Source organism: Pollutimonas rozaliensis, from assembly GCF_048751585.1.
Classification (GTDB): domain Bacteria; phylum Pseudomonadota; class Gammaproteobacteria; order Burkholderiales; family Burkholderiaceae_B.
This window is the reverse complement of the sequence record NZ_JAZHOB010000004.1, coordinates 178,610-202,332: the sequence shown is the minus strand read 5'-3', so window position 1 is coordinate 202,332 and position 23,723 is coordinate 178,610. Positions and strand designations below refer to the sequence as shown.

19 protein-coding genes are annotated in these 23,723 nt (G+C 61.5%); 11 read left to right on the top strand and 8 right to left on the bottom strand.

Going from position 1 to position 23,723, the window contains the following annotated elements; all coding sequences use genetic code 11:
- Window positions 1-136: 136 nt before the first annotated feature.
- From V0R37_RS09150 to V0R37_RS09140, 3 genes are all read right to left on the bottom strand, one after another.
- Complete coding sequence (locus tag V0R37_RS09150) at window positions 137-1,297, bottom strand: ribonucleotide-diphosphate reductase subunit beta (RefSeq protein WP_420374240.1); 1,161 nt, start codon at window positions 1,295-1,297, stop codon at window positions 137-139.
- Window positions 1,298-1,316: 19 nt separating this feature from the next.
- Entirely contained in the window at window positions 1,317-4,238 is a 2,922-nt protein-coding gene (locus V0R37_RS09145) for a ribonucleoside-diphosphate reductase subunit alpha (RefSeq protein WP_420374239.1), read from the bottom strand.
- Window positions 4,239-4,526: 288 nt separating this feature from the next.
- Entirely contained in the window at window positions 4,527-8,015 is a 3,489-nt protein-coding gene (locus tag V0R37_RS09140; RefSeq protein ID WP_420374238.1) for an indolepyruvate ferredoxin oxidoreductase family protein, read from the bottom strand.
- A gap of 112 nt (window positions 8,016-8,127) precedes the next feature.
- On the opposite strand from V0R37_RS09140, the gene V0R37_RS09135 reads away from it, so the two are divergent.
- Entirely contained in the window at window positions 8,128-8,580 is a 453-nt protein-coding gene (locus tag V0R37_RS09135) for an Lrp/AsnC family transcriptional regulator (RefSeq protein ID WP_420374237.1), read from the top strand.
- Between the two features lie 30 nt (window positions 8,581-8,610).
- Here the strand turns inward: V0R37_RS09135 and V0R37_RS09130 are convergent, their stop codons facing one another.
- A complete protein-coding gene (locus tag V0R37_RS09130) occupies window positions 8,611-9,045 on the bottom strand; it encodes a CopD family copper resistance protein (RefSeq protein ID WP_420374236.1) in 435 nt (144 codons plus the stop codon).
- A gap of 190 nt (window positions 9,046-9,235) precedes the next feature.
- On the opposite strand from V0R37_RS09130, the gene V0R37_RS09125 reads away from it, so the two are divergent.
- Window positions 9,236-9,727, top strand: coding sequence for a hypothetical protein (locus V0R37_RS09125; RefSeq protein WP_420374235.1), 492 nt, complete (start codon window positions 9,236-9,238; stop codon window positions 9,725-9,727).
- Here V0R37_RS09125 and V0R37_RS09120 read toward each other — a convergent pair.
- On the bottom strand, window positions 9,724-10,470 hold the full coding sequence (locus V0R37_RS09120; RefSeq protein ID WP_420374234.1) for a GntR family transcriptional regulator: 747 nt from the start codon (window positions 10,468-10,470) through the stop codon (window positions 9,724-9,726). The two genes, V0R37_RS09125 and V0R37_RS09120, sit on opposite strands and share 4 nt — an antisense overlap.
- Window positions 10,471-10,574: 104 nt before the next feature.
- Between V0R37_RS09120 and V0R37_RS09115 the strand changes: the two genes are divergently transcribed.
- Genes V0R37_RS09115 through leuD form a run of 7 tightly spaced genes read left to right on the top strand, consistent with a single transcriptional unit; the run spans window position 10,575 to window position 16,912 of the window.
- Entirely contained in the window at window positions 10,575-11,558 is a 984-nt protein-coding gene (locus tag V0R37_RS09115) for an ABC transporter substrate-binding protein (RefSeq protein WP_420374233.1), read from the top strand.
- A 10-nt stretch (window positions 11,559-11,568) separates the two neighbouring features.
- Window positions 11,569-12,408: an ABC transporter ATP-binding protein gene (locus V0R37_RS09110; protein ID WP_420374232.1), complete on the top strand. Its 840-nt coding sequence runs from the start codon at window positions 11,569-11,571 to the stop codon at window positions 12,406-12,408.
- Window positions 12,405-13,229 (top strand): ABC transporter permease, encoded by an 825-nt coding sequence (locus V0R37_RS09105; protein ID WP_420374231.1) that lies wholly within the window; start codon window positions 12,405-12,407, stop codon window positions 13,227-13,229. Before V0R37_RS09110 ends, V0R37_RS09105 begins: the two co-directional genes overlap by 4 nt.
- On the top strand, window positions 13,226-13,999 hold the full coding sequence (locus tag V0R37_RS09100; protein ID WP_420374230.1) for an ABC transporter permease: 774 nt from the start codon (window positions 13,226-13,228) through the stop codon (window positions 13,997-13,999). The genes V0R37_RS09105 and V0R37_RS09100 overlap by 4 nt, the downstream gene beginning before the upstream one ends.
- Before the next feature lie 9 nt (window positions 14,000-14,008).
- Window positions 14,009-14,890 carry an isocitrate lyase/PEP mutase family protein gene (locus tag V0R37_RS09095; protein ID WP_420374229.1) on the top strand — a complete coding sequence of 294 codons (882 nt, stop codon included), beginning with the start codon at window positions 14,009-14,011 and terminating at the stop codon, window positions 14,888-14,890.
- 1 nt (window position 14,891) lies between these two features.
- Window positions 14,892-16,301, top strand: a complete 1,410-nt coding sequence (leuC, locus tag V0R37_RS09090) for a 3-isopropylmalate dehydratase large subunit (protein ID WP_420374228.1) — start codon at window positions 14,892-14,894, stop codon at window positions 16,299-16,301.
- Entirely contained in the window at window positions 16,298-16,912 is a 615-nt protein-coding gene (gene leuD, locus V0R37_RS09085) for a 3-isopropylmalate dehydratase small subunit (RefSeq protein ID WP_420374227.1), read from the top strand. The genes leuC and leuD overlap by 4 nt, the downstream gene beginning before the upstream one ends.
- Before the next feature lie 17 nt (window positions 16,913-16,929).
- Here leuD and gltX read toward each other — a convergent pair whose 3' ends face one another.
- Window positions 16,930-18,339, bottom strand: coding sequence for a glutamate--tRNA ligase (gltX, locus tag V0R37_RS09080; RefSeq protein ID WP_420374226.1), 1,410 nt, complete (start codon window positions 18,337-18,339; stop codon window positions 16,930-16,932).
- 117 nt (window positions 18,340-18,456) lie between these two features.
- Between gltX and V0R37_RS09075 the strand changes: the two genes are divergently transcribed.
- A complete protein-coding gene (locus V0R37_RS09075) occupies window positions 18,457-20,913 on the top strand; it encodes a bifunctional acetate--CoA ligase family protein/GNAT family N-acetyltransferase (protein ID WP_420374225.1) in 2,457 nt (818 codons plus the stop codon).
- A 55-nt stretch (window positions 20,914-20,968) separates the two neighbouring features.
- Here V0R37_RS09075 and V0R37_RS09070 read toward each other — a convergent pair whose 3' ends face one another.
- The gene (locus V0R37_RS09070) at window positions 20,969-21,640 is read right to left on the bottom strand and encodes an alpha/beta hydrolase (RefSeq protein WP_420374224.1); all 672 of its coding nucleotides are present in this window, start codon (window positions 21,638-21,640) and stop codon (window positions 20,969-20,971) included.
- Window positions 21,637-22,194 (bottom strand): ribosome biogenesis factor YjgA, encoded by a 558-nt coding sequence (gene yjgA, locus V0R37_RS09065; RefSeq protein WP_420374223.1) that lies wholly within the window; start codon window positions 22,192-22,194, stop codon window positions 21,637-21,639. Before yjgA ends, V0R37_RS09070 begins: the two co-directional genes overlap by 4 nt.
- 61 nt (window positions 22,195-22,255) lie before the next feature.
- On the opposite strand from yjgA, the gene pmbA reads away from it, so the two are divergent.
- Window positions 22,256-23,623 (top strand): metalloprotease PmbA, encoded by a 1,368-nt coding sequence (gene pmbA, locus V0R37_RS09060; protein WP_420374222.1) that lies wholly within the window; start codon window positions 22,256-22,258, stop codon window positions 23,621-23,623.
- Window positions 23,624-23,723 lie beyond the last annotated feature (100 nt).

Sequence of the window (23,723 nt, the reverse complement as noted above, 5' to 3'; positions counted from 1 at the left end):
GTCGAAGAGAACGTCCACCCATTTGATATGGCCCCCACTAAAAGGGTGCGACCCATCTCAAATGGCGCAAGCGTGCAAAGCACTTAGTACTTTGCACGCCTAGAGTCTAACGTAAGCTCACTCTGACTTCCAAGCATTATTCCCAGCTTAATGCTCCGCCGGTCTGATATTCGATGACTCGTGTCTCAAAAAAGTTGCGTTCTTTCTTCAAGTCGATCATCTCGGCCATCCATGGAAATGGATTTTCTTCTTGCGCGAAAAGCGCTTCAAGCCCGATTTGTTGGCAGCGGCGATTGGCGATAAAACGCAAATACGATTTGAACATCGAGGCATTCAGACCGAGCACGCCGCGTGGCATTGTGTCCTCAGCGTAAGCATATTCAAGGTCTACAGCCTGTCGGAACAATTCGCGCATCTCTTCGCGGAACTCGGCCGTCCATAAATGCGGGTTCTCGAGTTTGATCGTGTTGATCAAGTCGATGCCGAAATTGCAGTGCATGGATTCGTCGCGCAAGATGTACATGTACTGCTCGGCGGCGCCTGTCATTTTATTTTGGCGGCCCAACGCAAGTATTTGCGTAAAACCAACATAAAAGAACAAACCTTCCATCAAGCAAGCGAAAACGATGAGCGATTTAAGCAGCGTCTGGTCGGCTTGCGGCGTGCCGGTTTTGAAGTTTGGATCGGCAATTGCATCGATGAAGGGAATCAGGAATTCGTCTTTTGCGCGGATGGATGGAACTTCGTTGTATGCATTGAAGATCTCGGCTTCATCCAGATCGAGGCTTTCGACGATGTACTGATACGCGTGGGTGTGTATGGCTTCTTCGAATGCCTGGCGCAACAGGAACTGCCGGCATTCCGGCGCGGTGATATGCCGGTATGTGCCCAGTACGATGTTGTTGGCGGCAAGCGAATCGGCCGTCACGAAGAAACCCAGATTGCGCTTGACGATGCGGCGCTCGTCTTCGGTCAGGCCGTTGGGGTTCTTCCACAATGCGATGTCGCGCGACATATTGATTTCTTGCGGCATCCAGTGGTTGGAGCAAGTGGCCAGGTATTTTTCCCAGGCCCATTTGTACTTGAACGGAACCAGCTGGTTGACGTCCGTCTTGCCGTTGATGATGCGCTTGTCGGCGGCGCGCACGCGTCCGCCGGCATCGGCCGCCATAGAGGCGGATATGGCGGGCGCCGCGATGGCGTTGTCGGCCACGCCCTGCGTGGCGGCGCGCGGGGCGCCGGCATCGGCGGCGGGGGCGCTGGTGGGCGTAGCCGGGGTGTCTTCCCAATTCAACATAATGATTTCCTGTGTCTGGTTATTGGCAGGCTTCGCATTCTTCGAAGCCTTCGTCGCCGGGGCGCATGGTGCATGCGGCGCCCATTATTTCCGCTTCAGGCAGCGCTGCGACCGCCGGGGCTGCCGCCGCAGCGGCAAGCGGACTGGACTCGCCCATGGATACGGCATTGAGCTCGCCGCCACGGCCGGTGGATTTCTCGGCATTGGTCGCACCGGTGGAGCGCAGGTAGTAGGTGGTCTTCAATCCGCGCACCCATGCCAGCTTGTAGATGTCGTCCAGCTTCTTGCCCGAGACGCCGGCCATGAAGATGTTCAGCGACTGCGCCTGGTCTATCCACTTCGAGCGTCGCGCGGCGCATTCGACCACCCAGGTGGGGTCGACTTCGAAGGCGGTCGCGTAGAGTTCGCGCAGGTCGTTGGGAATGCGGTCGATGCGCGCCAGGCTGCCGTCGAAATATTTCAGGTCGGCGACCATGACTTCATCCCACAGATTGCGTTCTTTCAGGTCGTGGACCAGGCAGTCGTTGACCACGGTGAACTCGCCCGAAAGATTGGACTTGACGTACAGGTTGCGGTAATTGGGCTCGATGCATGGCGAAACGCCGATGATGTTCGAGATGGTGGCCGTGGGGGCGATCGCCACGCAATTGGAGTTGCGCATGCCGTATTCGGCGATGTGGGCGCGCAGCGAGTCCCAGTCCAGCGTGCTGCTGTCGTCGACCTCGACGTAGCCGCCGCGCTCTTCGCGCAGCATGGCCAGCGTGTCTTGCGGCAGGATGCCGCGATCCCACAGCGAGCCCTTGAAGCTGGCGTAATGGCCGCGCTCGGCAGCCAGCTTGCTGGACGCCCAGTAGGCGTAATAGCAGGTGGCTTCCATGGACCGATCGGAGAATTCGACGGCGGCATCGGAGGCGAAGGGCACACGCATCATGTGCAGGCAGTCCTGGAACCCCATGACGCCCATGCCGACCGGGCGGTGGCGCACGTTGGAGTTGCGCGCCTTGGGCACGGCGTAATAGTTGATGTCGATGACGTTATCGAGCATGCGCATCGCTATGGTGATGGTGCGCTCGAGTTTTTCGTGATCGAGCACGTACTGGCCGTTGGCGTCCTGCTTCAGGTGGGCCGCCAGGTTGACCGAACCCAGGTTGCAGACGGCGATTTCAGACTCGTTGGTATTGAGAGTGATCTCGGTGCATAGATTGGAGCTGTGCACGACGCCCACATGCTGCTGCGGCGAACGGATGTTGCAGGGATCCTTGAAGGTGATCCAGGGATGGCCGGTTTCGAACAGCATGGACAGCATCTTGCGCCACAGCGACGTGGCGGGAATCTTCTTGTACAGAGGCATTTCGCCGCGAGCCACCTTGTCTTCATAGCCCAGGTAGGCGGCTTCGAACTCGCGGCCGTACTTGTCGTGAAGGTCGGGTGCGTCGGACGGAGAGAACAGGGTCCATTCGCCGTTTTCCATGACGCGCTTCATGAACAGGTCGGGGATCCAGTTGGCCGTGTTCATGTCGTGCGTGCGGCGGCGCTCGTCGCCGGTGTTCTTGCGCAGTTCCAGGAACTCTTCGATGTCCAGGTGCCAGGTTTCCAGGTAGGCGCATACCGCGCCCTTGCGCTTGCCGCCCTGGTTGACCGCGACGGCCGTATCGTTGACCACTTTAAGGAAGGGGACGACACCCTGGCTTTCGCCATTGGTGCCCTTGATGTGGCTGCGCAGGGCGCGCACGGGCGTCCAGTCGTTGCCCAGCCCGCCGGCGTACTTGGCCAGCAGTGCGTTTTCCTTGATGGCGTCGTAGATGCCGGCCAGGTCGTCGGATACGGTCGTGAGATAGCACGAGGACAACTGCGAGTGCAGGGTGCCCGAATTGAACAGGGTGGGCGTGGAGCTCATGAAGTCGAAGGACGAAAGCACTTCGTAAAATTCGATGGCGCGCGCCTCGCGGTCGATCTCGTTAAGCGCCAGGCCCATGGCCACGCGCATGAAGAAGACTTGCGGAAGCTCGATGCGGCGGCCGCGCAAGTGCAGGAAGTAACGGTCGTACAGCGTTTGCAGGCCCAGGTAATTGAATTGCTGGTCGCGGTCGGCCTTCAGCGCGGCGCTGAGCTTGGGCAGGTCGAATTGGGCCAGTTTTTCGTCGAGCAGGCCGCCTTCGATGCCGGTTTTGATGAAAGTGGGGAAGTATTCGCCGTAGCGGGTGCGCATCTCGGTTTGCGATACTTCCTCGCCCAGGACTTCCTTGCGGATGGTATGCAGCAGAAGGCGGGCAGTGACCTGGCTGTACGAGGGGTCGGTTTCGACCATGGCGCGGGCCGACAGGATGGCGGACTTGAAGACCTCGTCGACGGGGATGCCATCGTAGATGTTCTTGACCGTTTCCTTGAGGATGGCGTCCGCGTCGATCTCGTGCGGCAGGTTCTGTCCGGCCTCGGCAATGGTGGAGCGCAGCTTGGCCAGGTCCAGGGGGCGCTTGATGCCGTTGTCGGTTACGCTAAGGGTGCTTTGCTCGGCGGCGGGCTGCGCCGGCACGCTGCGGGCGCGCTCTTGCGAGCGTTTTTCGCGATACAGCACATAGGCCCGTGCGACGTCATGTTCGCCGGAACGCATGAGCGCCAGCTCGACCTGGTCCTGGATCTCTTCTATATGGAAGGTGCCGCCGCTGGGACGGTTGCGCACCAGGGCATTGACGGCCTGAGCGGTAAGATTCTCGACCAGTTCGCGGACACGCGCGGATGCGGCGCCTTGCCCGCCATTGACGGCCAGAAAGGCCTTGGTCATGGCAATGGCGATCTTGCTGGGTTCGAAGCCGACGACCGCGCCATTGCGCCGGATGATGTGAAAGTTTTCCCATTGGCTGCCGCTATCGGGCTTGGCGGAAACAGGTGCGCCGCGAGGGGCGGCGTCAGGCCTGGAATCAGCGATTTGTGTGGTTTGCATGAAGGCTCCTGGGACAAGAAAAACGTAGCGGTTGATGCACGTTGAACAGCGTTCTTTGTTTGGGTGGACTGCACGCCGCGCGGCGGGGCGCAGTATGTTGCGGAAATCGTTTTTGAGCGATTAAACCACAATATGTTGTGGTCTTGTTTTTATGGAACACTAATTGTAGTGAGCGAATAGCAGGTAGGCAAGGGCTTGTATTTTTAATTTTTTATGCTTGTTTCGCTCAAAAAACGGGGCCTCGTCATGCGAGGCCCCGGCAGGCTTGGCGTAGCGCCCATTTACCGCTTATGCGCGCGCCCGGAAAAAAATATTGTTAACGTTCATGACAGGCTGGCCCAGGGCTGCCTGTAACCGCCTTAGTTGTTCTCCGTAGGCTTGGGCATTGGCTTGCTTGACATGGCCGAAGCCCCGGATCATTTGCGGCAGCTCCGCCAGTTCCAGCGCCTTGACGAAATTGCCCTCGTTCAGTTGCTCCAGCATGGACAGGACGGCTTGCCGGTATTCCACGATAAGCCGCCGCTCCATTTTTCGCTCGCCGCTGTATGAAAACACATCCAGCCAGGTGCCCCGCAGTTTCTTACAGCGGGCCAGCAGGCGGAATGCTTTTTCCATCCCGGGGCCGAAGGTCATCTTGCGCGGAATGCCCGTGCGGGGATCGCGTCTTGCCAGCAGCGGGGGGGCAAGATGGAATTGCAGGGTGTAGTCGCCCTCGAATTTCTCGGCCAGTTCCTTGCGGAAGTCGCCATTGGTGTACAGGCGAGCCACTTCGTATTCATCCTTGTACGCCATGAGCTTGTACAGGGAACGGGCCACCCGGGGAGCCAGGCGCGGCCGGGCATCCGGGTGCAGGGCGCGCTCCACGGCCAGCACCTGGTCCACCAGGTCGGTGTATTGCCGTGCATAGCGATCGTCCTGATAGGCGACCAGGGAGGCTCGGCAGCGCTCCACGATTGCGTCCAGCGATTCCGGCATGTGGATGACCACCGCTTTTTCATCGGCCCGGACGGACTGCAGCGCCTGCGGATGGCTGGCGGCAAGCCGGCCCAGGCGGAAGGCTTCCTGGTTGGCCTGCACGGCCACCCCGTTCAGGCTGAGAGCATGAAGAATGGCTTCTTCGCCAAGCGGGATGCCGCCCCCTTGCCAGGCAAAGCCCAGCATCAACATATTGGCAAGAATGCTGTCGCCGAAATAACGGGCGGCCAGCGTCTGGGCATCCAGTTCGCGGGTGTTCGGTTCGCCGGCGGCGGCGCGCAGGGTATCGATCAGCGGGCGTGGATCCAGGTCGACCTGAGGGTCCCGCGTGAATTCCGCCGTGGGCGCCAGATAGGTATTGATGACGGTCCGGGTGTGGCCATGGCGCAGAGCCTGCAGGGTTTCCGGTTTTGCCGCGGCAACTGTGTCGCACAGGATGGCCACGTCGGCTTGCCGCGGGTCTATCCGCACGGCGCCGGTGGGTTCCGCGCTGTCGGACAGGCGTATATGGCTGATGACCGCGCCGCCCTTTTGCGCCAGACCGGTAATGTCCAGCACGGAAGCCGCGCGTCCTTCCAGATGGGCGGCCATCGACAGGATGGCGCCCACGGTGATGACTCCGGTGCCGCCTATGCCGGCCACTAATATATTGCAGTCGCCCTTTCGTTCCGCAAAAACGGGTGCGGGCAGCTGTGCGATCAGATCACGCAGCCGCTGGCGGTCGGCCGGCGCCGCGTTCATGGCCCTGCGCGGCGCCCCTCCCAGCACCGAGACGAAACTGGGACAGAAGCCGTCGACGCAGGAATAGTCCTTGTTGCAACTGGACTGATCGATGGCGCGCTTGCGGCCGAACGGCGTTTCCACCGGAGTCAGCGACAGGCAATTTGATTGCGTGCTGCAGTCGCCGCAGCCTTCGCACACGGCGGTGTTGATGAACAGGCGTCGCGCCGGGTCGGGAAAGGCCTTCTTCTTTCGGCGCCTGCGTTTTTCGGCGGCGCAGACCTGGTCATGGATCAGGACGGTGACGCCCGGTATGGCGCGCAGTTCGCGTTGCAGGGCGTCCAGTTCGTGCCGGTCGTGCACCGTCACGCCATCGGTCAAGCGCACGTCCCGGTATTTTTCCGGCTCGTCGGTGGTGATAATTACGCGTTTTACTCCCTCGCCCAGCATCTGCTGGCAGATTTGCGGAACAGACAGCGAACCATCCACCGGCTGGCCGCCCGTCATGGCCACCGCGTCGTTGAACAGGATCTTGTAGGTGATGTTGGCGTTTGCCGCGACGGCCTGGCGGATGGCCAGATAGCCCGAATGGAAATATGTGCCTTCGCCCATGTTCTGGAAGACATGCGGCATGCGCGTATAGCGCGACAGGCCTATCCAGTCGGCGCCTTCCCCGCCCATTTGCGTCAGGCCGCTGGTTTCGCGGTCCATCCAGGTCGCCATGTAGTGGCAGCCAACCCCCGCCAATGCCTGACTGCCTTCGGGCACCTTGGTCGAGGTATTGTGCGGACAGCCCGAACAGAAATAAGGGCGCCGCGTCAATGCGGTGGTCGCTGCGGCGCTGTCGGCGTCCAGGGCGCAGCCCATCTCGGGCAAGGCCATGCCGGCTGCCTGAGCCAACCAGCGCCGCAGCGCGCCGGCGACGAGGGCGGGGCTAAGTTGCCCTTCCCTGGGTACCAGCGCCTCGTTTTCCAGATCGCGCTTGCCGGCCACGCGGGGGCGGACCGCCTGGTTGAAGAGCAGATCCTTGATCTGGCTTTCAATGACCGGCGCCTTTTCCTCGATGACCAGGATCTCGTCCAGTCCCCGCGCGAATCTCATGAAGCCGGGTTCATCGATCGGCCAGCTAAGGCCTATCTTATAGTGGCGCAGTTCCGGCAAGGCCTGTCCGGGCTGCGCATCGGCCAACTGCCGCAAGGCGTCTTGCGTATCCAGGAAGGCCTTGCCCGTGGTGACGATGCCCAAGCGGGCGTTGGGAGCCGGGTACACCAGGCGATCCAGCGAATGAAGCCGCGAGAAGGCCTTGACCGCTTCCAGGCGGGAGGCAATGCGGTTCTCGATGCCGGGTGTAAGGAACTCCTTGGCGCTGTATTCCAGGGCGCCTTTGTGGGGATCGCCGTCGGGCACGGTGAAGTCGGGGATGGGCTGCAGCGTGAACGAGCGGCCGCTTTCAACGGTTTCGGTCACGGCCTTGAAGGCGACCCAGGCGCCGCTATAGCGCGACAGCGCCCAGCCCCACAAGCCGAACAGTTCGTATTCTTCGACCGAGGCCGGGTGCACTATGGGTATGCCCCAGGCCAGCAGAGAGGTTTCGCTGGCGTGCGGAATGGACGAAGAGGCGGCGGTGTGGTCATCGCCAACAATCAGCAGTACGCCGCCGTCTTTCGAGGCGCCGGCCGCATTGCCGTGGTGCAGCGCGTCGCCCGCGCGGTCCACGCCCGGGCCTTTGCCGTACCACATGGCGAATACGCCATCGACGGTCCTGTCGCCGCGGATGCCCGCCTGTTGCGTGCCCATGACGATGGTGGCGCCAAGGTCTTCATTGATGGACGGCAGGAAGTTGACCTGGTGCTCGTCCAGTTGTTTCCGGGCCCGCCACATCGCCATGTCGACGCCGGCCAGCGGAGAGCCTCGATAGCCGGTGACGAAGCCGGCGGTATGCAGGCCCCGGGCTCGATCGGCGCGGCGTTGGGACAGCAGCAGACGGACCAGCGCCTGGGTGCCGGTCAGGAAAATGCGCCCCGACGTCGCGGTCAGGTTTTCGTCCAGGCGGTATTGGGTATCGAGAGAGGGCGAAGACATAGAAAACTCCATTGTTCCCACCCATGATAGAGATGCCGTCCGCTGTTTTTATTGCTATTTCATAGCGTAAAATCCCTATAAATTGAAATGAACATTTCAAAAATCTGGACATATGGACAAGACTGATATCAAAATTCTGAAACAGCTGCAAAAAGAGGGGCGCTCGTCGGCCCAGCAGTTATCCGAGCATGTCGGCTTGTCCGCCGCCCCGGTGTGGCGCCGGGTCAAGGCGCTGGAAGCCGCACAGGTCATCCAGGGCTATTACGCCAAGGTCGATCGCAATAAGGTCGGTCTTCAAGGCTGCATGTTCACGCAGATCAGCCTGGAGCGGCATTCGGCGGACATTGTCGAGAACTTCGAACGATCGGTGCGGGATGCCCCCGAGGTCCTGGAGTGCTATGCCGTGACAGGCGACGCCGACTTTCTGCTGAAGATCGTGGTGCCCAGCCCCGAAGCCTACGACAGCTTCCTGCACCGTTTTTTGTTCAACCTTCCGGGCGTGCGCCAGACCCGGACCATCGTGGCATTGCGCGAGATAAAGCACGATGCCAAGCTGCCTCTGTAAGAAGGCGGGGCCGGCGCGACGGGCGCGTATCTAGAGGTAGAGCATGGTCTTGGCCAGCAGGATGATGCCTACCATGTGTGTGAAGACGCTGATGTGTATGCGCTGCACATAGCGGGTCTTGAGCAGGCCTTTGCCGCCCAGGACCATGGCGGTTATGAAATGGCCCAGCACGCTTAGCGCCAGAACTATTTTTATCGTCAGCAGCGTGGCAAAGGCGCTGTCCAGCGGATGGGCCAGCACGGCCTTGTAGTGCCAAGCCATGCCGATGCCCGCTCCGTACAGCACCAGCAGTGTCCAGGGCATGATGCGGCGCGCGCGGCGGCCTATGGCGCCCTCCACCTGGCGCATGGCCTCGCGCGGGACATGCTTGCGCACCCCTTCAAGCATCAGCACCTCAAAAAATACGGTGCCCACGAAGATGAAGGCTGCGAACAAATGCAGCGTGATCAGAACGACGTAATTCATGATGGAAGGCGCTCCACGGCCACAAGCGCCGCCGGCGGTTGGCACGCGCGGCGGTTCGGGTAGAATTATTTTTGGCGGAAGGTCGGCTTGCAAAGAAGGCGGCGACTTCCGGACGATAGGATTGTAGGCCGCCGGTCTTGCGGCGGCCGTCGATACCCCACGCAGCTTGTGGTTTTGCAAGGACGGCTACATGTTTGAACTTTTGTTTCGCCGGCGCGCGATATTCGCGGGCCTGTTTGCGGCGGCGCTGCTTGCCGCGTGCGCGGCACCCAGCAAGCCGCCGCCCGTGGAAAAGCCGCAGCCCACATGCCAGGCGCCAGCCCAGGACGATGCGCTGACCGGAAATTGGCTAAGCGTGCGCAAGGAAAAGGGTGTCGCGGGCGAATTGCGCACCCTGTTTACCCTGCATCCGGACGGCACCATGGCGTATACCGAGCAGCTCAAGCGCGGCAGCAAGCCGTCGCAAGGCCTCTCCGAGACGGGATGCTGGAAGCGGGACGGTCAAGCCCTGGTCTTGCAGACGCTGCAGTCCAATGGCATGCCCATCGATACCAGCGACCCCATCTACACCAATCGCTACGTGGTCTCATCGCTAAGCGGCAATTCGCTTGCCATGCGCCATGCGGATGGATCCGCCATCAAGGCCCGGCGCATGTCGCCGGGGTATCGGCTGCCGTTCTAGCCCGCCGCCCGGCGCGCATTGCTGGGCGATGTTCCCTTGCCGCGGATCGCATTAGCCGATTTAAGCTCGTCGCGCTCCAGCATGCCGTTGGCCGAGTGCCATAAATGATGCCGCATGGCGGCGTAGGCCTGGTCGGGATCGCCGGCCAGAATCGCCGCCGCGATGGCCTCGTGCTGCTCTATCGAATCCCTGATGATCTGCTCGGTTCCCACTGCTTGGCGCAGCAAGGTCATGAAAACGGCCAATTGATACCTGTCGATCAATTCGGCCAGTTCCGCGTTGTCGCTCATTTTGACAATGGCTTGATGGAATTCCCGGTTGTGCTCGATGAATGACTGCATGACCAGCTTGTCTTTGTGATACCGGCCCTGCTTCACAATGGCGCTGAAGCGAGCCCGGTTATCGCCAAGGTCGATACGCTGTGCCGCCAGGCGCGCCGCCTGGCCCTCCAGCGCTTCGCGTATCTGGAACAGATGGATGATTTCGGTGCGCGATAGCCGGCGGACGACGGCTCCGCGATTTGGAATCAGTTCTATCAACCTGTCGGCGGCCAATCGCCGGAATGCCTCGCGCAGCGGGCCGCGGCTGATGCCCAATTCCTCAATCAGGTCCCTTGAGATAAGGCGCTGGCCCGGGGCCAGGCTGCCTTCCAGGATCTGCTCCTTCAGGATGGCGGCGACACGCTCGACGGTGTCGCCGCTGCGAAGGACAGTCTCTGCCGCGCCGATACCGGAGGGTTTCATTTTGTTTTGCATTGTTAAAACAGGATGATGACAAATATAAGGATATAGTTTAATCTAAAAGTGTAGGACAAAAATATATTACACCTATATCTTAGGAGACAAACATGAGATTCAAGCCTCTATTGAAGTTGGCGGCAAACAGTCTGCTTTTTGCTGGTTTGCTGGCCGGCGGCCAAGCCGGCGCCGTTAACCTTACGGTTACCCATTGGGCGGACGGAATGTACGGCGCACCGTTCGCCGTTGCGCTGGAAAAAGGCTTTTTCAAGGATGCGGGAATCGACGTCACCGGATTCATCACTTCGCAAGGCGGCGGAACCACCGTGCGTAATGCGCTGGCATCCGATATTCCTTATGGCGAGGTCGCCTTGTCCGCGGCCATTGCGGCCATCAAGCAAGGAGTGAAGCTGACCATCGTCCACGGCGGCGTCGTCAGCCTGGCGGATAACGTCTGGGTGGCCATGAAAGACTCCCCCATGTCGTCGATCGAAGACCTGAAAGGCAAGCGCCTGGGCTATAGCAGCCCCAAATCGGTAACCGACATGGTGTCGACCATTGCCTTGAGCAATCGAGGCTTGCTGGACAGCGTCGAGCGCAAGACCGTTGGCAGCCTTAGTTCGGCGTATACCGCCCTGCGCGAAGGCGGCGTCGACGTCATCTACATGACAGAGCCGGTGCTGAGCCGGGAAAAGGACAACATCAAGATCGTATTCAAGTCGCAAGACGAAATTCCCCGGATGACCCAGACCGTGGGCATCGTCCGCAGCGATTACTTGAAGAAGAACCCGGAAATCATCAAGTCCATTATCGAAGGGCGCCGTAAAGGGGTCGACTACCTGTTGAAGCATCCGGATGAGGCCGGCGATATCCTGGCCAGGCAATACAAGATGGATCCGAAGATCACCAAATCGGCGATCAATGACATCCTGGCCTCGAAAGGCACTTACTGGAGCGCCGGAAAATTCGATTACGAAGGCATGGACGGCATGCTCAAGGGTCTGGTCCTGGTGAAGGCGATTGAAGCAGGGCCGTTCGATTGGACGGCGATTGTGGATGAAAGCCTGCTGCCCGCCGATCAACGCAGCAAATAAGAGTCCGGCCATGCTTTCCCTGGATACGAATCCCGCTGTGGCGGAGCCTGCTCTGTGCGGTACGACCCATGTCGCGGTCACCGGCGCGACGAAAACCTTTGCCGTGCTTGACGGCGCGCCGGTCCATGCCTTGGGTCCTGTCACGTTCGACCTGCGGCAAGGCGAGTTTTTCTCCGTCGTGGGGCCGTCCGGCTGCGGCAAGTCGACGCTGCTGGATCTTGTGGCGGGCTTGAGCTCGCCCACCGAAGGCCATATCCACTTCGAAGGCGCCGAGGTCAGGGGGCAGGTCCCCGAAGGCGTCGCCGTGGTGTTTCAGGAGGACGCCAGTTTTCCATGGCTGACCGTCTTCGACAACGCCGCCTTCGGAGCTCGCCGCAACGGCTTGCGGGAAAGCGAAGTCAAGGAACGGGTGGATCATGCCCTGGCGTTCATGGGCCTGGCTGGTTTTGCCAAGTCCTATCCAGCGCAGTTGTCCGGGGGCATGCGCCAGCGTGTGTGCATTGCCCGGGCGATGGTGCTTCGTCCGCGCCTGATGCTGCTCGACGAACCGTTTGGCGCGCTGGACCAGCAGACCCGTTTGCTGATGGGCGAAGAAATGCTCAAGCTGTGGCGCGAGACAGGCTCCACGGTGATGCTCATCACCCATTCCATCGATGAAGCCGTATTGCTCTCCGACCGAATAGGAACCATGTCGGCGCGTCCGGGGACCTTCATCGATATCGTTGAGACGGGCTGGGGCCGGGAACGTGGCAGCGAAACCGCCATGGACCCGCGCTACGGCGCCTTGCAATCGCAAATATGGGGAATGCTGCGCAACGAGTCGCTCAAGGCATTGGGGTTGCGGGTATGAGCGGAGCGGCAATCACCATTCCCGCGCCGCGGCGTACAAGCGCGGCGGCCGCCATGCGCCGGCATCGCGTCGTCCTTCTGCGCTGCCTGTTCGTCATCCTTGCCGTTGCCCTGCTCGAACTGGCCAGCCGCCAGGCGTGGATAGATCCCGTGTCTTTCATTCCGCCGTCCGAAATGGCCTTGAGCGCCTGGAAGCTGCTCTTGGACGGGGCTTATCGGGACGATATGCTCATGACGCTTTCGTCGGCGGCATTGGCGATACTGCTGGCAACGTCCACGGGCTTCTTTTTCGGCCTTGCGCTGTACAAGCTGCCGCGCTTGCGCCGCGTGCTGGATCCTTTGCTGCTTTCGTACTACGCAGTGCCGATCTTCGTTCTGTACCCCATGCTTATCGTACTTTTCGGCTTGAACCGGTGGCCTTTGATAATGCTGGGTTTTCTGTTCGCCGTGGTGGCCATGACGGTGAACACCCTTAACGGCCTGGAGCGCATCCCCAGGGTCCTGCTTCGCACGGCGAGAATGCTGCGCATGGGACGCATGCAGGAAATCTGGCTGATCAAGCTGCCCGCCAGTCTTCCGTTTGTGTTTACCGGGATCAAGCTTTCCATCGTGTATTCCTTCATTGCGGTCATCGGCGGGGAATTCCTGTTGTCCGGGACGGGCTTCGGGTATCAGATCGCCTTCGCCTATAACAACTTCGACAACCAGACGATGTATGGCCTGATGCTATTGCTTTTGGTTTTCGTGGGCACGCTCAACCTTATCCTGCACGCCGCCGAGCAGCGTCTCTATCAGCGCCGGGTTTTGAAGGAGCCGACATGAACTCGGACATCAAGCCTCGTGGAGCGGCGCGGGACCGGTGGCTGGACGTGCTGCTGCTGATCGCGGGCATGTTGCTTCTATGGCAGGGCGCAAGCTGGGGCCTGGGCATCGAGGTGCTGCCCGGACCCGTGCGCACGCTGACGCAATTGCAGCGTGAAATTGCGGACCCCGATTTTTCCAAGCACCTGATCGAAACCAGCAAGGCGTTTTTTACCGCGCTGCTGATTGCAGTGATGGCCGGCACCAGCCTGGGCTTGATCCTGGGCGTACGCAGACTGGCCGGCGACGTCATGGAGCCGATACTGATCGCTTTGTATTCGATACCGAAAATCTCCCTGTATCCGATCATTCTCCTGATGTTCGGCCTGGGCTTGTCGGCCAAGATCGCATTCGGAGTGATCCACGGCATCATCCCCATCGTGATCTTCACCATGACGGCGGTGCGCAATATCCGTCCCGTTTACCTTCGCTCCATCCGCACCCACAGGTTGACGCCGTGGCAGGGGGCGCTGCATGTGCTGATCCCCGCCACCGTGCCCGAAATCGTGGCCGGCTTGCGCATCGGATTCTCGCTGACCCTGCTGGGGACGCTGCTGGGCGAAATGTTCGCATCGCAGCGAGGTATCGGCCACCTGTTGATGCTGGCCATCGACCGGAACAATCCTCCGACCATCATGGCGCTGGCCATGATGCTGTTTTTATTTGCCACGGCGGTCAGCGTCGGCTTGCTGCAGTGGGATCGCCATCTACGGCGTGGAACGCAACCTTAGAGATCGACAATGGCTACCAAAAAAGTACTCAAGCATATTCTTGCCTCCGGTGAATTCGTGGCGGCGCCCGGCGTATTCGACATGTTTTCCGCGCTTATCGCCGACCAGCTCGATTTCAAGGCGCTGTACATGACCGGATATGGCGTCTCGGGCTCCTATCTTGGCCTGCCCGATGCCGGCCTGGTCACCTACACCGATATGGTGGGGCGCGCGGCGGTCATTGCGCAAGGCGTGGGAAAGCCCCTGATCGCGGATGCCGACACAGGGTTCGGAGGACTTTTGAATCTGCGCCACACAATACGCGGCTATGAGGCGGCCGGAGTCCAGGCGATCCAGTTCGAAGACCAGGAAATGCCGAAAAAATGCGGCCACACGCCAAGCCGCAGAGTCATCCCCTTGCCGGAGATGCTGAAAAAAATCGAGGTGGCCGTGGAGGCGCGGCGCAGCGATGACACCTTGCTTCTCGTGCGCACCGACTCGCGCACCAGCCTGGGGCTGGATGAAGCCATCAAGCGCGGTCAGGCCTTCGCCAGGGCGGGAGCCGACATTGTCTTCGTCGAATCGCCCGAATCCGCCGAGGAATTTCGCCGGATAGGCGGCGAGATCGATGGGTGGCTGCTGGCGAACATGGTGCCCACCGGGCGTTCGCCCGAGATCCCGGCGGCGACCTTGCGCGAATGGGGCTTCGATATCGCCATCTATCCCGCCCTGGGAATGGGTGTGGCGACAGCGGCGCTGGCGGCCGGATACAAGCACCTGGAGGCAAACGGACACACCATGGACATGAATGTCCCTTCGTATTCGATGGATCAACTGCACAAGCTGGTCGGCTTTGACGATGTATGGGCTTTCGAGCGCCGCCATGCAACCGGGGATCTGAAAGGCGATTGACATGAGCCATACTCTTTTCGACAAGATCTGGAACGCGCATCAGGTGGCAAGCCTGCCGGGCGGCATCAGCCTGCTGCACGTGGATCGCCATCTGATGCACGAACTGACCGGCGTGGATGCCATCAAAAGGCTCGAGAGCCGTCAAATTCCCGTGCGCAATCCAGAGCTTACCTTCGCTACCCTGGACCATGTCACCTCGACCCAGCCGGGCAGCCGGGCGGGGGATGCGTCATGGAGCACCGCGATGATAGAGGCCATGCGGAAGGAGACAGCCAGCAGGGGGATAAAGCTTTTCGATATCGACGATGGGCGCAAGGGAATCGTGCACGTTATCGGTCCGGAGCTTGGTTTGACCTTGCCGGGGTTGACGATAGTATGCGCGGACAGCCATACATGCACCCACGGCGCGTTCGGCGCCATCGCCTGGGGCATCGGTTCGTCGGAACTGGTGCACGTTCTGGCCTCGCAGACCATACGCCAGCAACGGCCCAGGACCATGCGCATCGCCTTTCGGGGCGAGCTGGCGGCGGGGGTCACCGCCAAGGACCTCATTCTGCACGTGATAGGGACCCTGGGGGCGTCGGCGGGCACCGGCCATGCGGTGGAGTTTACCGGCCCGGCGATACGCGGCATGGGCATGGAAGCGCGCATGACGCTCTGTAATCTGTCTATCGAAATGGGCGCCAAGATAGGCATGATCGCGCCGGATGAAACCACTTTCGAATATATCGAGGGACGGGAGTTCGCTCCCCAGGCAGAGGCGTTCGACCAGGCTGTGGCGTACTGGCGGGGCTTGCCGTCCGGACCGGATGCGGTATACGACAAGGAAATCGAGCTCGATATCGGGAAGGTCGGCCCGCAAGTCACCTGGGGCACCAGTCCGGAACACGTGGCGGCGATCGACGCCATCGTTCCGGACCCGGACGGGGAAAGCGATCCCAAGCGGCGCAAGGCGTTTTCCGATGCATTGCAGTACATGAATTTACGGCCGGGGCAGCGTATCGACCAGATCGGGATAGACCGGGTTTTCATCGGGTCCTGCACCAATAGCAGGCTGTCCGATTTACGGGAGGCGGCGAAGGTCTTCAGCGGCAGGCATGTCGCCGCGGGCGTCACGGCCTGGGTCGTGCCCGGATCGCTGCAAGTGAAACGGCAGGCCGAAAGCGAAGGCTTGCACCGGATATTCCTGGACGCCGGCTGCCAATGGCGTGAACCGGGCTGTTCGATGTGCGTGGGAGCCAATGGCGACATGGTGGCGCCGGGCGAGCGGTGCATCTCGACATCGAACAGGAATTTCGTGGGCCGCCAAGGGCCCGGCGCCTTGACTCATCTGGCCAGTCCGGCTGTTGCGGCGGCCAGCGCGGTCATGGGCAGGATCGCCTCACCGGCCATGATGGGGGACAGGCCATGAAAGCATTTTCGGTATGCGAAGCCCATGCGGCTCCGCTCATGCGCGACAACATCGACACCGACCTGATCGTCCGCATCGAACGCATTGCGCAATTGAAGCGCGGCGAATTCGCGCCCTGGGCTTTCGAGGCATGGCGCTATCTGCCCGACGCGACGGAGAACCCCGATTTCGTGTTGAACAAGGAACCGTTCCGGCGCGCCGGCATACTGATAAGCGGCGCCAATTTCGGCTGTGGCAGTTCCCGGGAAATGGCGGTGTGGGCGCTCGAGGAGTTTGGCCTGTGCTGTATCGTGGCGGAAAGCTACGGCGATATATTCTTCAATAACTGCCTGCAAAACGGGCTGCTGCCGATTACCCTGGACCGTGCCCAGATAGACGCGCTGGCCAAGTCGGCCCTGTCCGGCAGCCTGGTAAAAGTCGACTTGCGGACCTGCATAATCTCTACCGAGGCAACGGGAGACATCGCCTTTGCTTTCCCCGAGACGCAAAGGCAGGCCTTGCTGCTGGGACAGGACGATATCCAGCAGACCTTGGCAATCGGGCAGCGCATCGATGCATTTCAGCAGCAGGACAGGCAAACCCGTCCGTGGGCATACCCGGCCGCCGGATAGCGCCGGATATGCCTCGTCTACAGCGCAGCCAGTCTTTCAAGCACCCGCTCGCGGCCCAGTATGGACAGCACCGCGCCGATGGCCGGGGTTTGTTTCTGGCCCGTGACCGCCAGCCGCAGCGGGATGCCCAACTTGGGCATTTTCACGCCGTGTTCGGCCAGCAAGGCCTTGATCAGCGCATCCAGCGCCTCGGTCGACCAGTCGGATAGGGCGGCCGCCTTTCCAGCGAAATCCGCCAGCAGTGTTTTCGCGGCATCGTCCAGGTGCTCGGCCGCCAGTTCGGGGCTGACAGGCGTATAAGGGCCGCAAAACAGCATGGCGCCGTCTGTCAGCTGATTCAAGGTTTCCGCGCGATCCTTGAGCAGGCCCATGACGGCGCCAAGATCCACGGCGCCGGGATCGCCCTGGCGTTCGCGTATGCGCGGCGCGACCCTTTCGGCCAGCTCGGCGTCGCTGCAATGCTTGATGTAATGCGCATTCACCCAGTTCAGTTTCTTGGGGTCCCATTGCGCGGCCGATTTCGTCAGATTGCGCGTGTCGAACCATTCGACCAGTTGTTCGCGCGTGAAAAGTTCGTCGTTGCCATGGCTCCAGCCCAGCCGCGCCAGGTAGTTGATCATGGCTTCGGGCAGATAGCCCTCTTTGTCGTACTCCATGACATTGACCGCGCCGTGGCGCTTGGAGAGCTTCTCGCCGTCCGGCCCCAGGATCATCGGCACGTGCCCGTACTCCGGCAGGGCGGCGCCCAGCGCGCGCAAGATATTGATTTGGCGCGGCGTATTGTTCACGTGATCGTCGCCGCGCAGCACATGCGTGATCTTCATATCCCAGTCGTCGACCACCACGCAGAAGTTGTAGGTCGGCGTGCCGTCGGGCCGCGCGATGATCAGGTCGTCCAGTTCGCTGTTGTCGAAACTGATGGGACCTTTGATCAGGTCGTTCCAGCCGGTGGCGCCTTCTTGCGGGTTCTTGAAGCGGACCACAGGTTTGCGGCCGGCTGGCGGGGCCGGCAGTGTTTTGCCGGCTTCGGGCCGCCAGGTACCATCGTAGCGAGGCTTCAGGCCAGCGGCCCGGGCTTTCTCGCGCATGGCTTCGACTTCCTCGGGGCTGCTGTAGCAATGGTATGCCGTGCCGTCGTCCAGCATCTTGGCGATTACCTCGCGGTACCGGTCCATGCGCTGCATCTGATAGAACGGACCCTCGTCGGGCTGCATGCCCAGCCATTCCATGCTGTCGAGAATGGCCTGCACCGCTTCGGGAGTGGAGCGCTCCAGGTCGGTGTCCTCGATGCGCAGCACGAAGACGCCCTTGTGGTGGCGTGCGAAGGCCCAGGAAAACAAGGCTGTGCGAGCCCCGCCCAGGTGAAGGTAGCCGGTGGGAGAGGGTGCGAATCGGGTGCGGACAACAGAAGTGGCGGAAGTGGTCATGGTGAGTCGTTAGGCTTTAGAATGCGCAGGATGATCGGCACGCATCGGATATGGAAGCATGGAAGCGATCCGCTATTTTAGAGTACACATCAATTCTTGTTGAAAGCAGGCCCTAGCATGCCGCGACACCACCTGGCCGCCTTGTTTGAACCGCGCACGATTCTCGTGCTGGCCGACGAGCCCCTGCCGCTGGTCCGGGATACGCCGCGCTGGCTGCAAAGCGCCCTGACCTTCGTCCAGACGGAACAGGGCAAGCCGGTCGTTTTACCCGATGCGCTGGCCGGCGTGGGGCCGGAGCTGCGGCTGGATCAAGCGCTGGTATGCGTCGCTCCGCAGCGGCTGCCCGAGGTTTTGCTGACGCTGAAAGCCTGCCGGCCCAGAAGCCTGGTCCTGCTGCCGCACGGCGAGCCTTCCGCGGACCCCGTCGAAGACATGATTTATTGCCGGTCCTGGGGGACGCTGAACGACTGCACCATACTGGGCCCACGCGCCTTTGGCGTGCAGCGCCCTCATCTGGGATTGAACCTTAGCCTGCAGCCCAAAATGGCCCTGGGCGGCCGGGTTGCTCTGGTTGCCCAGTCGCGCTCCATTGCCGCGGCGGTTCTCGATTGGGCCGAAGACATCAGCCTTGGCTTCTCGGCCGTGGTATCGGTGGGCGACGAGTCCGACGTCGATATCCCCGCCGTCCTGGATTACCTGGCGATGGACCGGCGCACCGACAGCATTGCCCTGTATCTTGAAGAGGCCTCCTCGTCGCGGCGCTTTACCAGCGCCTTGCGCGCGGCGGCCAGCGTCAAGCCGGTCGTGGTGCTCAAGGCGGGTCGCAAGGGCGACGACTCGCCCGCGCAGGATGCGGTGTTCGATGCGTTGTTGCGGCGAGCCGGCGCTGTCCGCATCCGTTATTTCGTCCAGCTTTTTTCGGCGTTGAAGGTGCTGGTGCATGCGCGGCGCACGCGGGGACGCAAGATAGCCCTGTTTTCCAATGGCAATGGCGCCGCGCAATTGGCGCTGGACGTCATGGGCGACAACGAATCGGTCTTTCCGGCCGAACTGTCGCTGGCCAGCGTCAAGGCCTTGAATGAACTGCTCGAGCCGGGCGCGGCGGCCCGCAATCCGGTGGTCACCTATGCGCCGCTTACCCCGGGGAAAGTCCAGCGCATTGCCGGTATCCTGGCAGAGGATCAAGGCGTGGATGGGGTGCTGGTGCTGCTCTCGCCCGACCCCCTGTCCGACTTGCAGGGCGTTGCGCGGCAGTTGGCCGCCATGGCGCCCGACGCGCGCAAGCCCATTATTACGTGCTTTCTGGGCGATGCCAGCATGCGGCCCTTGAGGCATGTGCTGGACAGCGTGGGCACGCCGGCATTCCGTACCCCTGAGTCCGCCGCCAACGCCTTCGGCATCCTGGGTTCGTATCACTACAACCAGACCTTGTCTCAGCAGACCTTGCCGCCGGAACCGCTGGGCAAGCCCCCCCGGCTGGACGAGGCGCGTGAGCTTGTACGCCTCGTCCAGAATGAGCGCCGCCACAGCCTGACCGCCCAGGAGTCCAGGCAATTGCTGGATTGCTTCCATGTGCCGCTGCGGGAAGCGCCGGGCGCCGCTCCGCCCGACGACAGCCTGCCCATGGCCATACGCGTTCACCGCGATGGCAAGTTCGGTCCGTACATCATGTTCGGCTCGGGCGGGCAGGACGCCCTGATCTCCGCGTCGTACCGCGCGGTGGAACTGCCGCCCCTGAACCGTTACCTGGCGCGCAAGCTCGTCCAGCGCAGCAGCTTATGGCATCGCGCCTTGTCGCGCCAGATGACGCCGGGCGCATTCGAAGCCCTGCTGGACACCCTGGAGCGCATTTCGCAGCTTTGCAGCGAAATGCCCGGACTTGAAACGCTGGTGATCGACCCGCTGTTTGCCGGCGATATGCATTTGATCGCACACGCCGTCCATATAAGGCTGAGCAGCGAATCCATGCTGGTGCTGCCCGAGACGACCGGATATGGCCACATGGCCATCCACCCGTATCCGCGCCGGCTGGTGCAGGCCCGGACATTCAAGGACGGCCAACCCTGGATGCTGCGCCCCATCCGTCCCGAAGACGCCGAGCCCTTGCAGGAATTCGTGCGCGGCTTATCGGACGAGTCCCGGTACATGCGTTTCGTATCCATGTTGCGCGAGCTGACGCCGCGCATGCTCGCGCGCTACACGCGCATCGACTACGACCGCGAACTGGCGCTGGTGGCCACCGTGCAGGTGCCCAATCCGGAGCACCGGGGGCATCCGCGGGAGCAGATCATCGGCTTCGCCCATTACTTGCGCAATGCCGATGGCCGCGGCGCCGAGTATGCCCTGGTCATTGGCGACGCCTGGCAGCGGCGCGGGCTCGGCGCCCAATTGATGGGCGGGTTGATCGATGCCGCCCAGGAACAGGGCCTGACCTATATAGATGGCCTGGTGCTGGCAACGAACCGCCCGATGCTCAGTCTGATGACCCACCTGGGCTTTCGCAATGACGCGGCCGAGGACGACCCCAGCATGCGGCGCGTATGGCTCGACCTGGGTGAAACGCGTCGCCGCTAAGATTCGCCGATGCTGGCAGGATGCCGCAAAGCGACGCTGCGGATAGGCCGGGCAATCAGACCAATACCTTGTTCAGAAAGGCCGAGATATCCGCCACCTCTTCCAGGCATACGGAGTGCTGCATGGGATAGGTTTTCCAGCTGACAGGGTAGCCCAGGTCAAGCAGCGCCTGGTGCGATGCTTCCGCACGCGGAAGGACGACGACCGGATCCATCGTGCCGTGTGCAAGAAATATGGGTGTGTGCTGATTTGCCGGATGGCGTTCCGACGCCGCCGTCGAGGCCAAGGGCAGATAGCCTGAAAGGCCCATCAACCCGGCCAGTTTCCGGTCCTGGCGCAAGCCGGTCTGCAAGGCCATGGCGCAGCCTTGCGAAAAGCCCGCCAGGACGATGTTCTCGGACGGGATGCCGCGTTCGTTTTCGCGTGCGATCAAGGCCTCGATGGCTTGTTGGGATGCGCGCAGGCCCGTTTCATCTTCGCGCCGCACCAGATCGGGGAAGAAAATGTCGTACCAGGCGCGCATGGACATGCCATTGTTGATGGTCACTGGCCGGACCGGCGCGTGCGGGAACACGAAGCGCAGGGCAAGGCCATCGCGCAATTTGAGCTCAGGCACGATGGCCGCGAAATCGTTGCCATCGGCGCCCAGGCCGTGCATCCAGATGACAGCATGGCCGGGGTTGGGTCCCGTCTCTATTTCAATGGCTTCCAGCAGCGTTGCGCTCATTCCTGCTCCGTGGTGTCGTCAAGTGATTTAAGGGCCTGGAACAAGGCCCGGTAGTGTTTGCGTTGAGGATCCTGGCCGGCTTGCAGTTGCGCATTGGCCTGGGCCTCTTTGCGTCCTTCCCGGATCAAAGTGCGCAGCCGCTGCACGTCGGCGCGGGGATAGTCGTTAAGCAGACGGGTCAGGGCGTCGTCGTCGCGCAGCAGCAGGTCGCGCAGGGTTTCCAACCGGTGCATGGCCAGCGTTTGCTCGCGTGAACCGTTTTCCCAGATATCCAGTTGGCTGCGGATGGCGTCTGCGTCGGCATCGCGCATCAGTTTGCCCACGAAATGGATCTGGCGGCGGCGCCCTTCGCGGCTGGTGGTGCGCTGCGCCAGCCGCACGGCGTCGTAGAGTTTCTCCGCCAGGGGCAGTTGCTTGAGTTGGTCGGGAGACAAGTCGACCAGTTGCTTGCCCAGGTCAAGCAGCGCCAGCATTTCCCGCTTTACCTGCGATTTGCTGGGGCGGTCGTAGCCATGATCGGACGATTCCGGCGTATCGATGGAAGTATTTGGCATGAAAGATGAAAAAAACATTCTTTAATTGGCTATCATAACCGCCTAAACTGAAAGAGCATCAATGAGCAATCAACCCACTTCCTATTTACCCATCGCCGAAAACCAGAGCCGCTTTCGTGAACTGGTCGGCGATGCGCTGAAACATGCCAAATCGCTGGGGGCTTCCGATGCCGCCGCCGAGGTTTCCGAAAGCCGCGGCCTGTCCGTTTCCGTGCGCAATCAAGACCTTGAGACCGTTGAGCAAACCCGCGACAGGTCGCTGGACGTCACTGTTTTCGCGGGCACCCGCCGGGGTTCGGCATCCACCTCCGATTTTTCGTCCCAGGCCTTGCGCGAAACCGTCGAGGCCGCTTGGCACATTGCGCGCTATACCGCGGCCGACCCCGCCGCCGGCCTGCCCGACGCCGATTTGCTGGCCGCCGACTATCCCGATCTGAAGCTGCACCATCCCTGGGATGTCTCCGCCGAGGACGCAACCGCCCTGGCGATCCGGGCCGAGGCCGCATCGCGCGAGGTCAGCCCGCTGATCACCAACACCGACGGCGCGTCGGTCGATACCTACGAAGGGCATTTCGTGCTGGGCAACAGCCGCGGGTTCATGGGCGGCTATCCCTATTCGCGCCATAGCCTGTCGGTTGCGCCCATCGCCGGACGCGGCGCGAACATGCAGCGCGACTACTGGTATTCCACCGCGCGGGCCGCCGCCGACCTGGCCGACCCCACAGCCGTTGGGCGCTACGCCGCCCAACGCACTTTGGCCCGTCTTTCGGCGCGCCGCATCAAGACGGGGCGGTTTCCCGTCCTGTTCGAGGCCCCGGTGGCGGTCGGCCTGCTTGGCGCTCTGGTACAGGCCGCCAGCGGTGGCGCCCTGTACCGCAAGGCCAGCTTCCTGCTGGACTCCCTGGGCAAGCCGGTGTTGGCCGACCACCTGGACGTTTTCGAGGATCCGCACGTACCCGGCGCCATGGGCAGCTCCCCTTTCGACGGCGAGGGCGTCCATACCACGGCCCGTCAATTGGTGACGGCAGGCGTGCTCAATGGTTATTTCCTGTCCACCTACACGGCTCGCAAGCTGAAAATGCAAACGACCGGCAATGCCGGCGGTTCGCACAACCTTGGCCTGCGCTCCCGCCTTGGCCGGCCCGATGACGATTTCCCCGCCATGCTGAAAAAAATGGGCACCGGCTTCCTGGTCACTGAATTGATCGGGCAGGGCGTCAATTATGTCAGCGGAGACTATTCGCGAGGGGCATTCGGCTACTGGGTCGAGAATGGCGAGATCCGCCATGCCGTGCAGGAAGTGACCATAGCCGGCAACCTGGCCGATATGTTCCGCCAGATCGTCGCCGTGGGCGCCGATGCCATTACGCGCGGCTCGAAAACGACCGGTTCGGTGTTGATCGAGCAAATGGCCATTGCGGGACAGTAGGCGCCGGCGCGAAGAATTACCTCGTTACAAGGTGTGCTGCACGGTGTAATATCTGCACTTGGCAGTGCTACTGTAAAAATATTCGAATGCCGAAAGGAGA

What these genes read in the sequence shown, in the direction of transcription:
- V0R37_RS09150 (WP_420374240.1), bottom strand. Translation starts at nt 1,297, where the DNA reads ATGTTGAATTGGGAAGACACCCCGGCTACGCCCACCAGCGCCCCCGCC.
- V0R37_RS09145 (WP_420374239.1), bottom strand. Translation starts at nt 4,238, where the DNA reads ATGCAAACCACACAAATCGCTGATTCCAGGCCTGACGCCGCCCCTCGC.
- V0R37_RS09140 (WP_420374238.1), bottom strand. Translation starts at nt 8,015, where the DNA reads ATGTCTTCGCCCTCTCTCGATACCCAATACCGCCTGGACGAAAACCTG.
- V0R37_RS09135 (WP_420374237.1), top strand. Translation starts at nt 8,128, where the DNA reads ATGGACAAGACTGATATCAAAATTCTGAAACAGCTGCAAAAAGAGGGG.
- V0R37_RS09130 (WP_420374236.1), bottom strand. Translation starts at nt 9,045, where the DNA reads ATGAATTACGTCGTTCTGATCACGCTGCATTTGTTCGCAGCCTTCATC.
- V0R37_RS09125 (WP_420374235.1), top strand. Translation starts at nt 9,236, where the DNA reads ATGTTTGAACTTTTGTTTCGCCGGCGCGCGATATTCGCGGGCCTGTTT.
- V0R37_RS09120 (WP_420374234.1), bottom strand. Translation starts at nt 10,470, where the DNA reads ATGAAACCCTCCGGTATCGGCGCGGCAGAGACTGTCCTTCGCAGCGGC.
- V0R37_RS09115 (WP_420374233.1), top strand. Translation starts at nt 10,575, where the DNA reads ATGAGATTCAAGCCTCTATTGAAGTTGGCGGCAAACAGTCTGCTTTTT.
- V0R37_RS09110 (WP_420374232.1), top strand. Translation starts at nt 11,569, where the DNA reads ATGCTTTCCCTGGATACGAATCCCGCTGTGGCGGAGCCTGCTCTGTGC.
- V0R37_RS09105 (WP_420374231.1), top strand. Translation starts at nt 12,405, where the DNA reads ATGAGCGGAGCGGCAATCACCATTCCCGCGCCGCGGCGTACAAGCGCG.
- V0R37_RS09100 (WP_420374230.1), top strand. Translation starts at nt 13,226, where the DNA reads ATGAACTCGGACATCAAGCCTCGTGGAGCGGCGCGGGACCGGTGGCTG.
- V0R37_RS09095 (WP_420374229.1), top strand. Translation starts at nt 14,009, where the DNA reads ATGGCTACCAAAAAAGTACTCAAGCATATTCTTGCCTCCGGTGAATTC.
- leuC (WP_420374228.1), top strand. Translation starts at nt 14,892, where the DNA reads ATGAGCCATACTCTTTTCGACAAGATCTGGAACGCGCATCAGGTGGCA.
- leuD (WP_420374227.1), top strand. Translation starts at nt 16,298, where the DNA reads ATGAAAGCATTTTCGGTATGCGAAGCCCATGCGGCTCCGCTCATGCGC.
- gltX (WP_420374226.1), bottom strand. Translation starts at nt 18,339, where the DNA reads ATGACCACTTCCGCCACTTCTGTTGTCCGCACCCGATTCGCACCCTCT.
- V0R37_RS09075 (WP_420374225.1), top strand. Translation starts at nt 18,457, where the DNA reads ATGCCGCGACACCACCTGGCCGCCTTGTTTGAACCGCGCACGATTCTC.
- V0R37_RS09070 (WP_420374224.1), bottom strand. Translation starts at nt 21,640, where the DNA reads ATGAGCGCAACGCTGCTGGAAGCCATTGAAATAGAGACGGGACCCAAC.
- yjgA (WP_420374223.1), bottom strand. Translation starts at nt 22,194, where the DNA reads ATGCCAAATACTTCCATCGATACGCCGGAATCGTCCGATCATGGCTAC.
- pmbA (WP_420374222.1), top strand. Translation starts at nt 22,256, where the DNA reads ATGAGCAATCAACCCACTTCCTATTTACCCATCGCCGAAAACCAGAGC.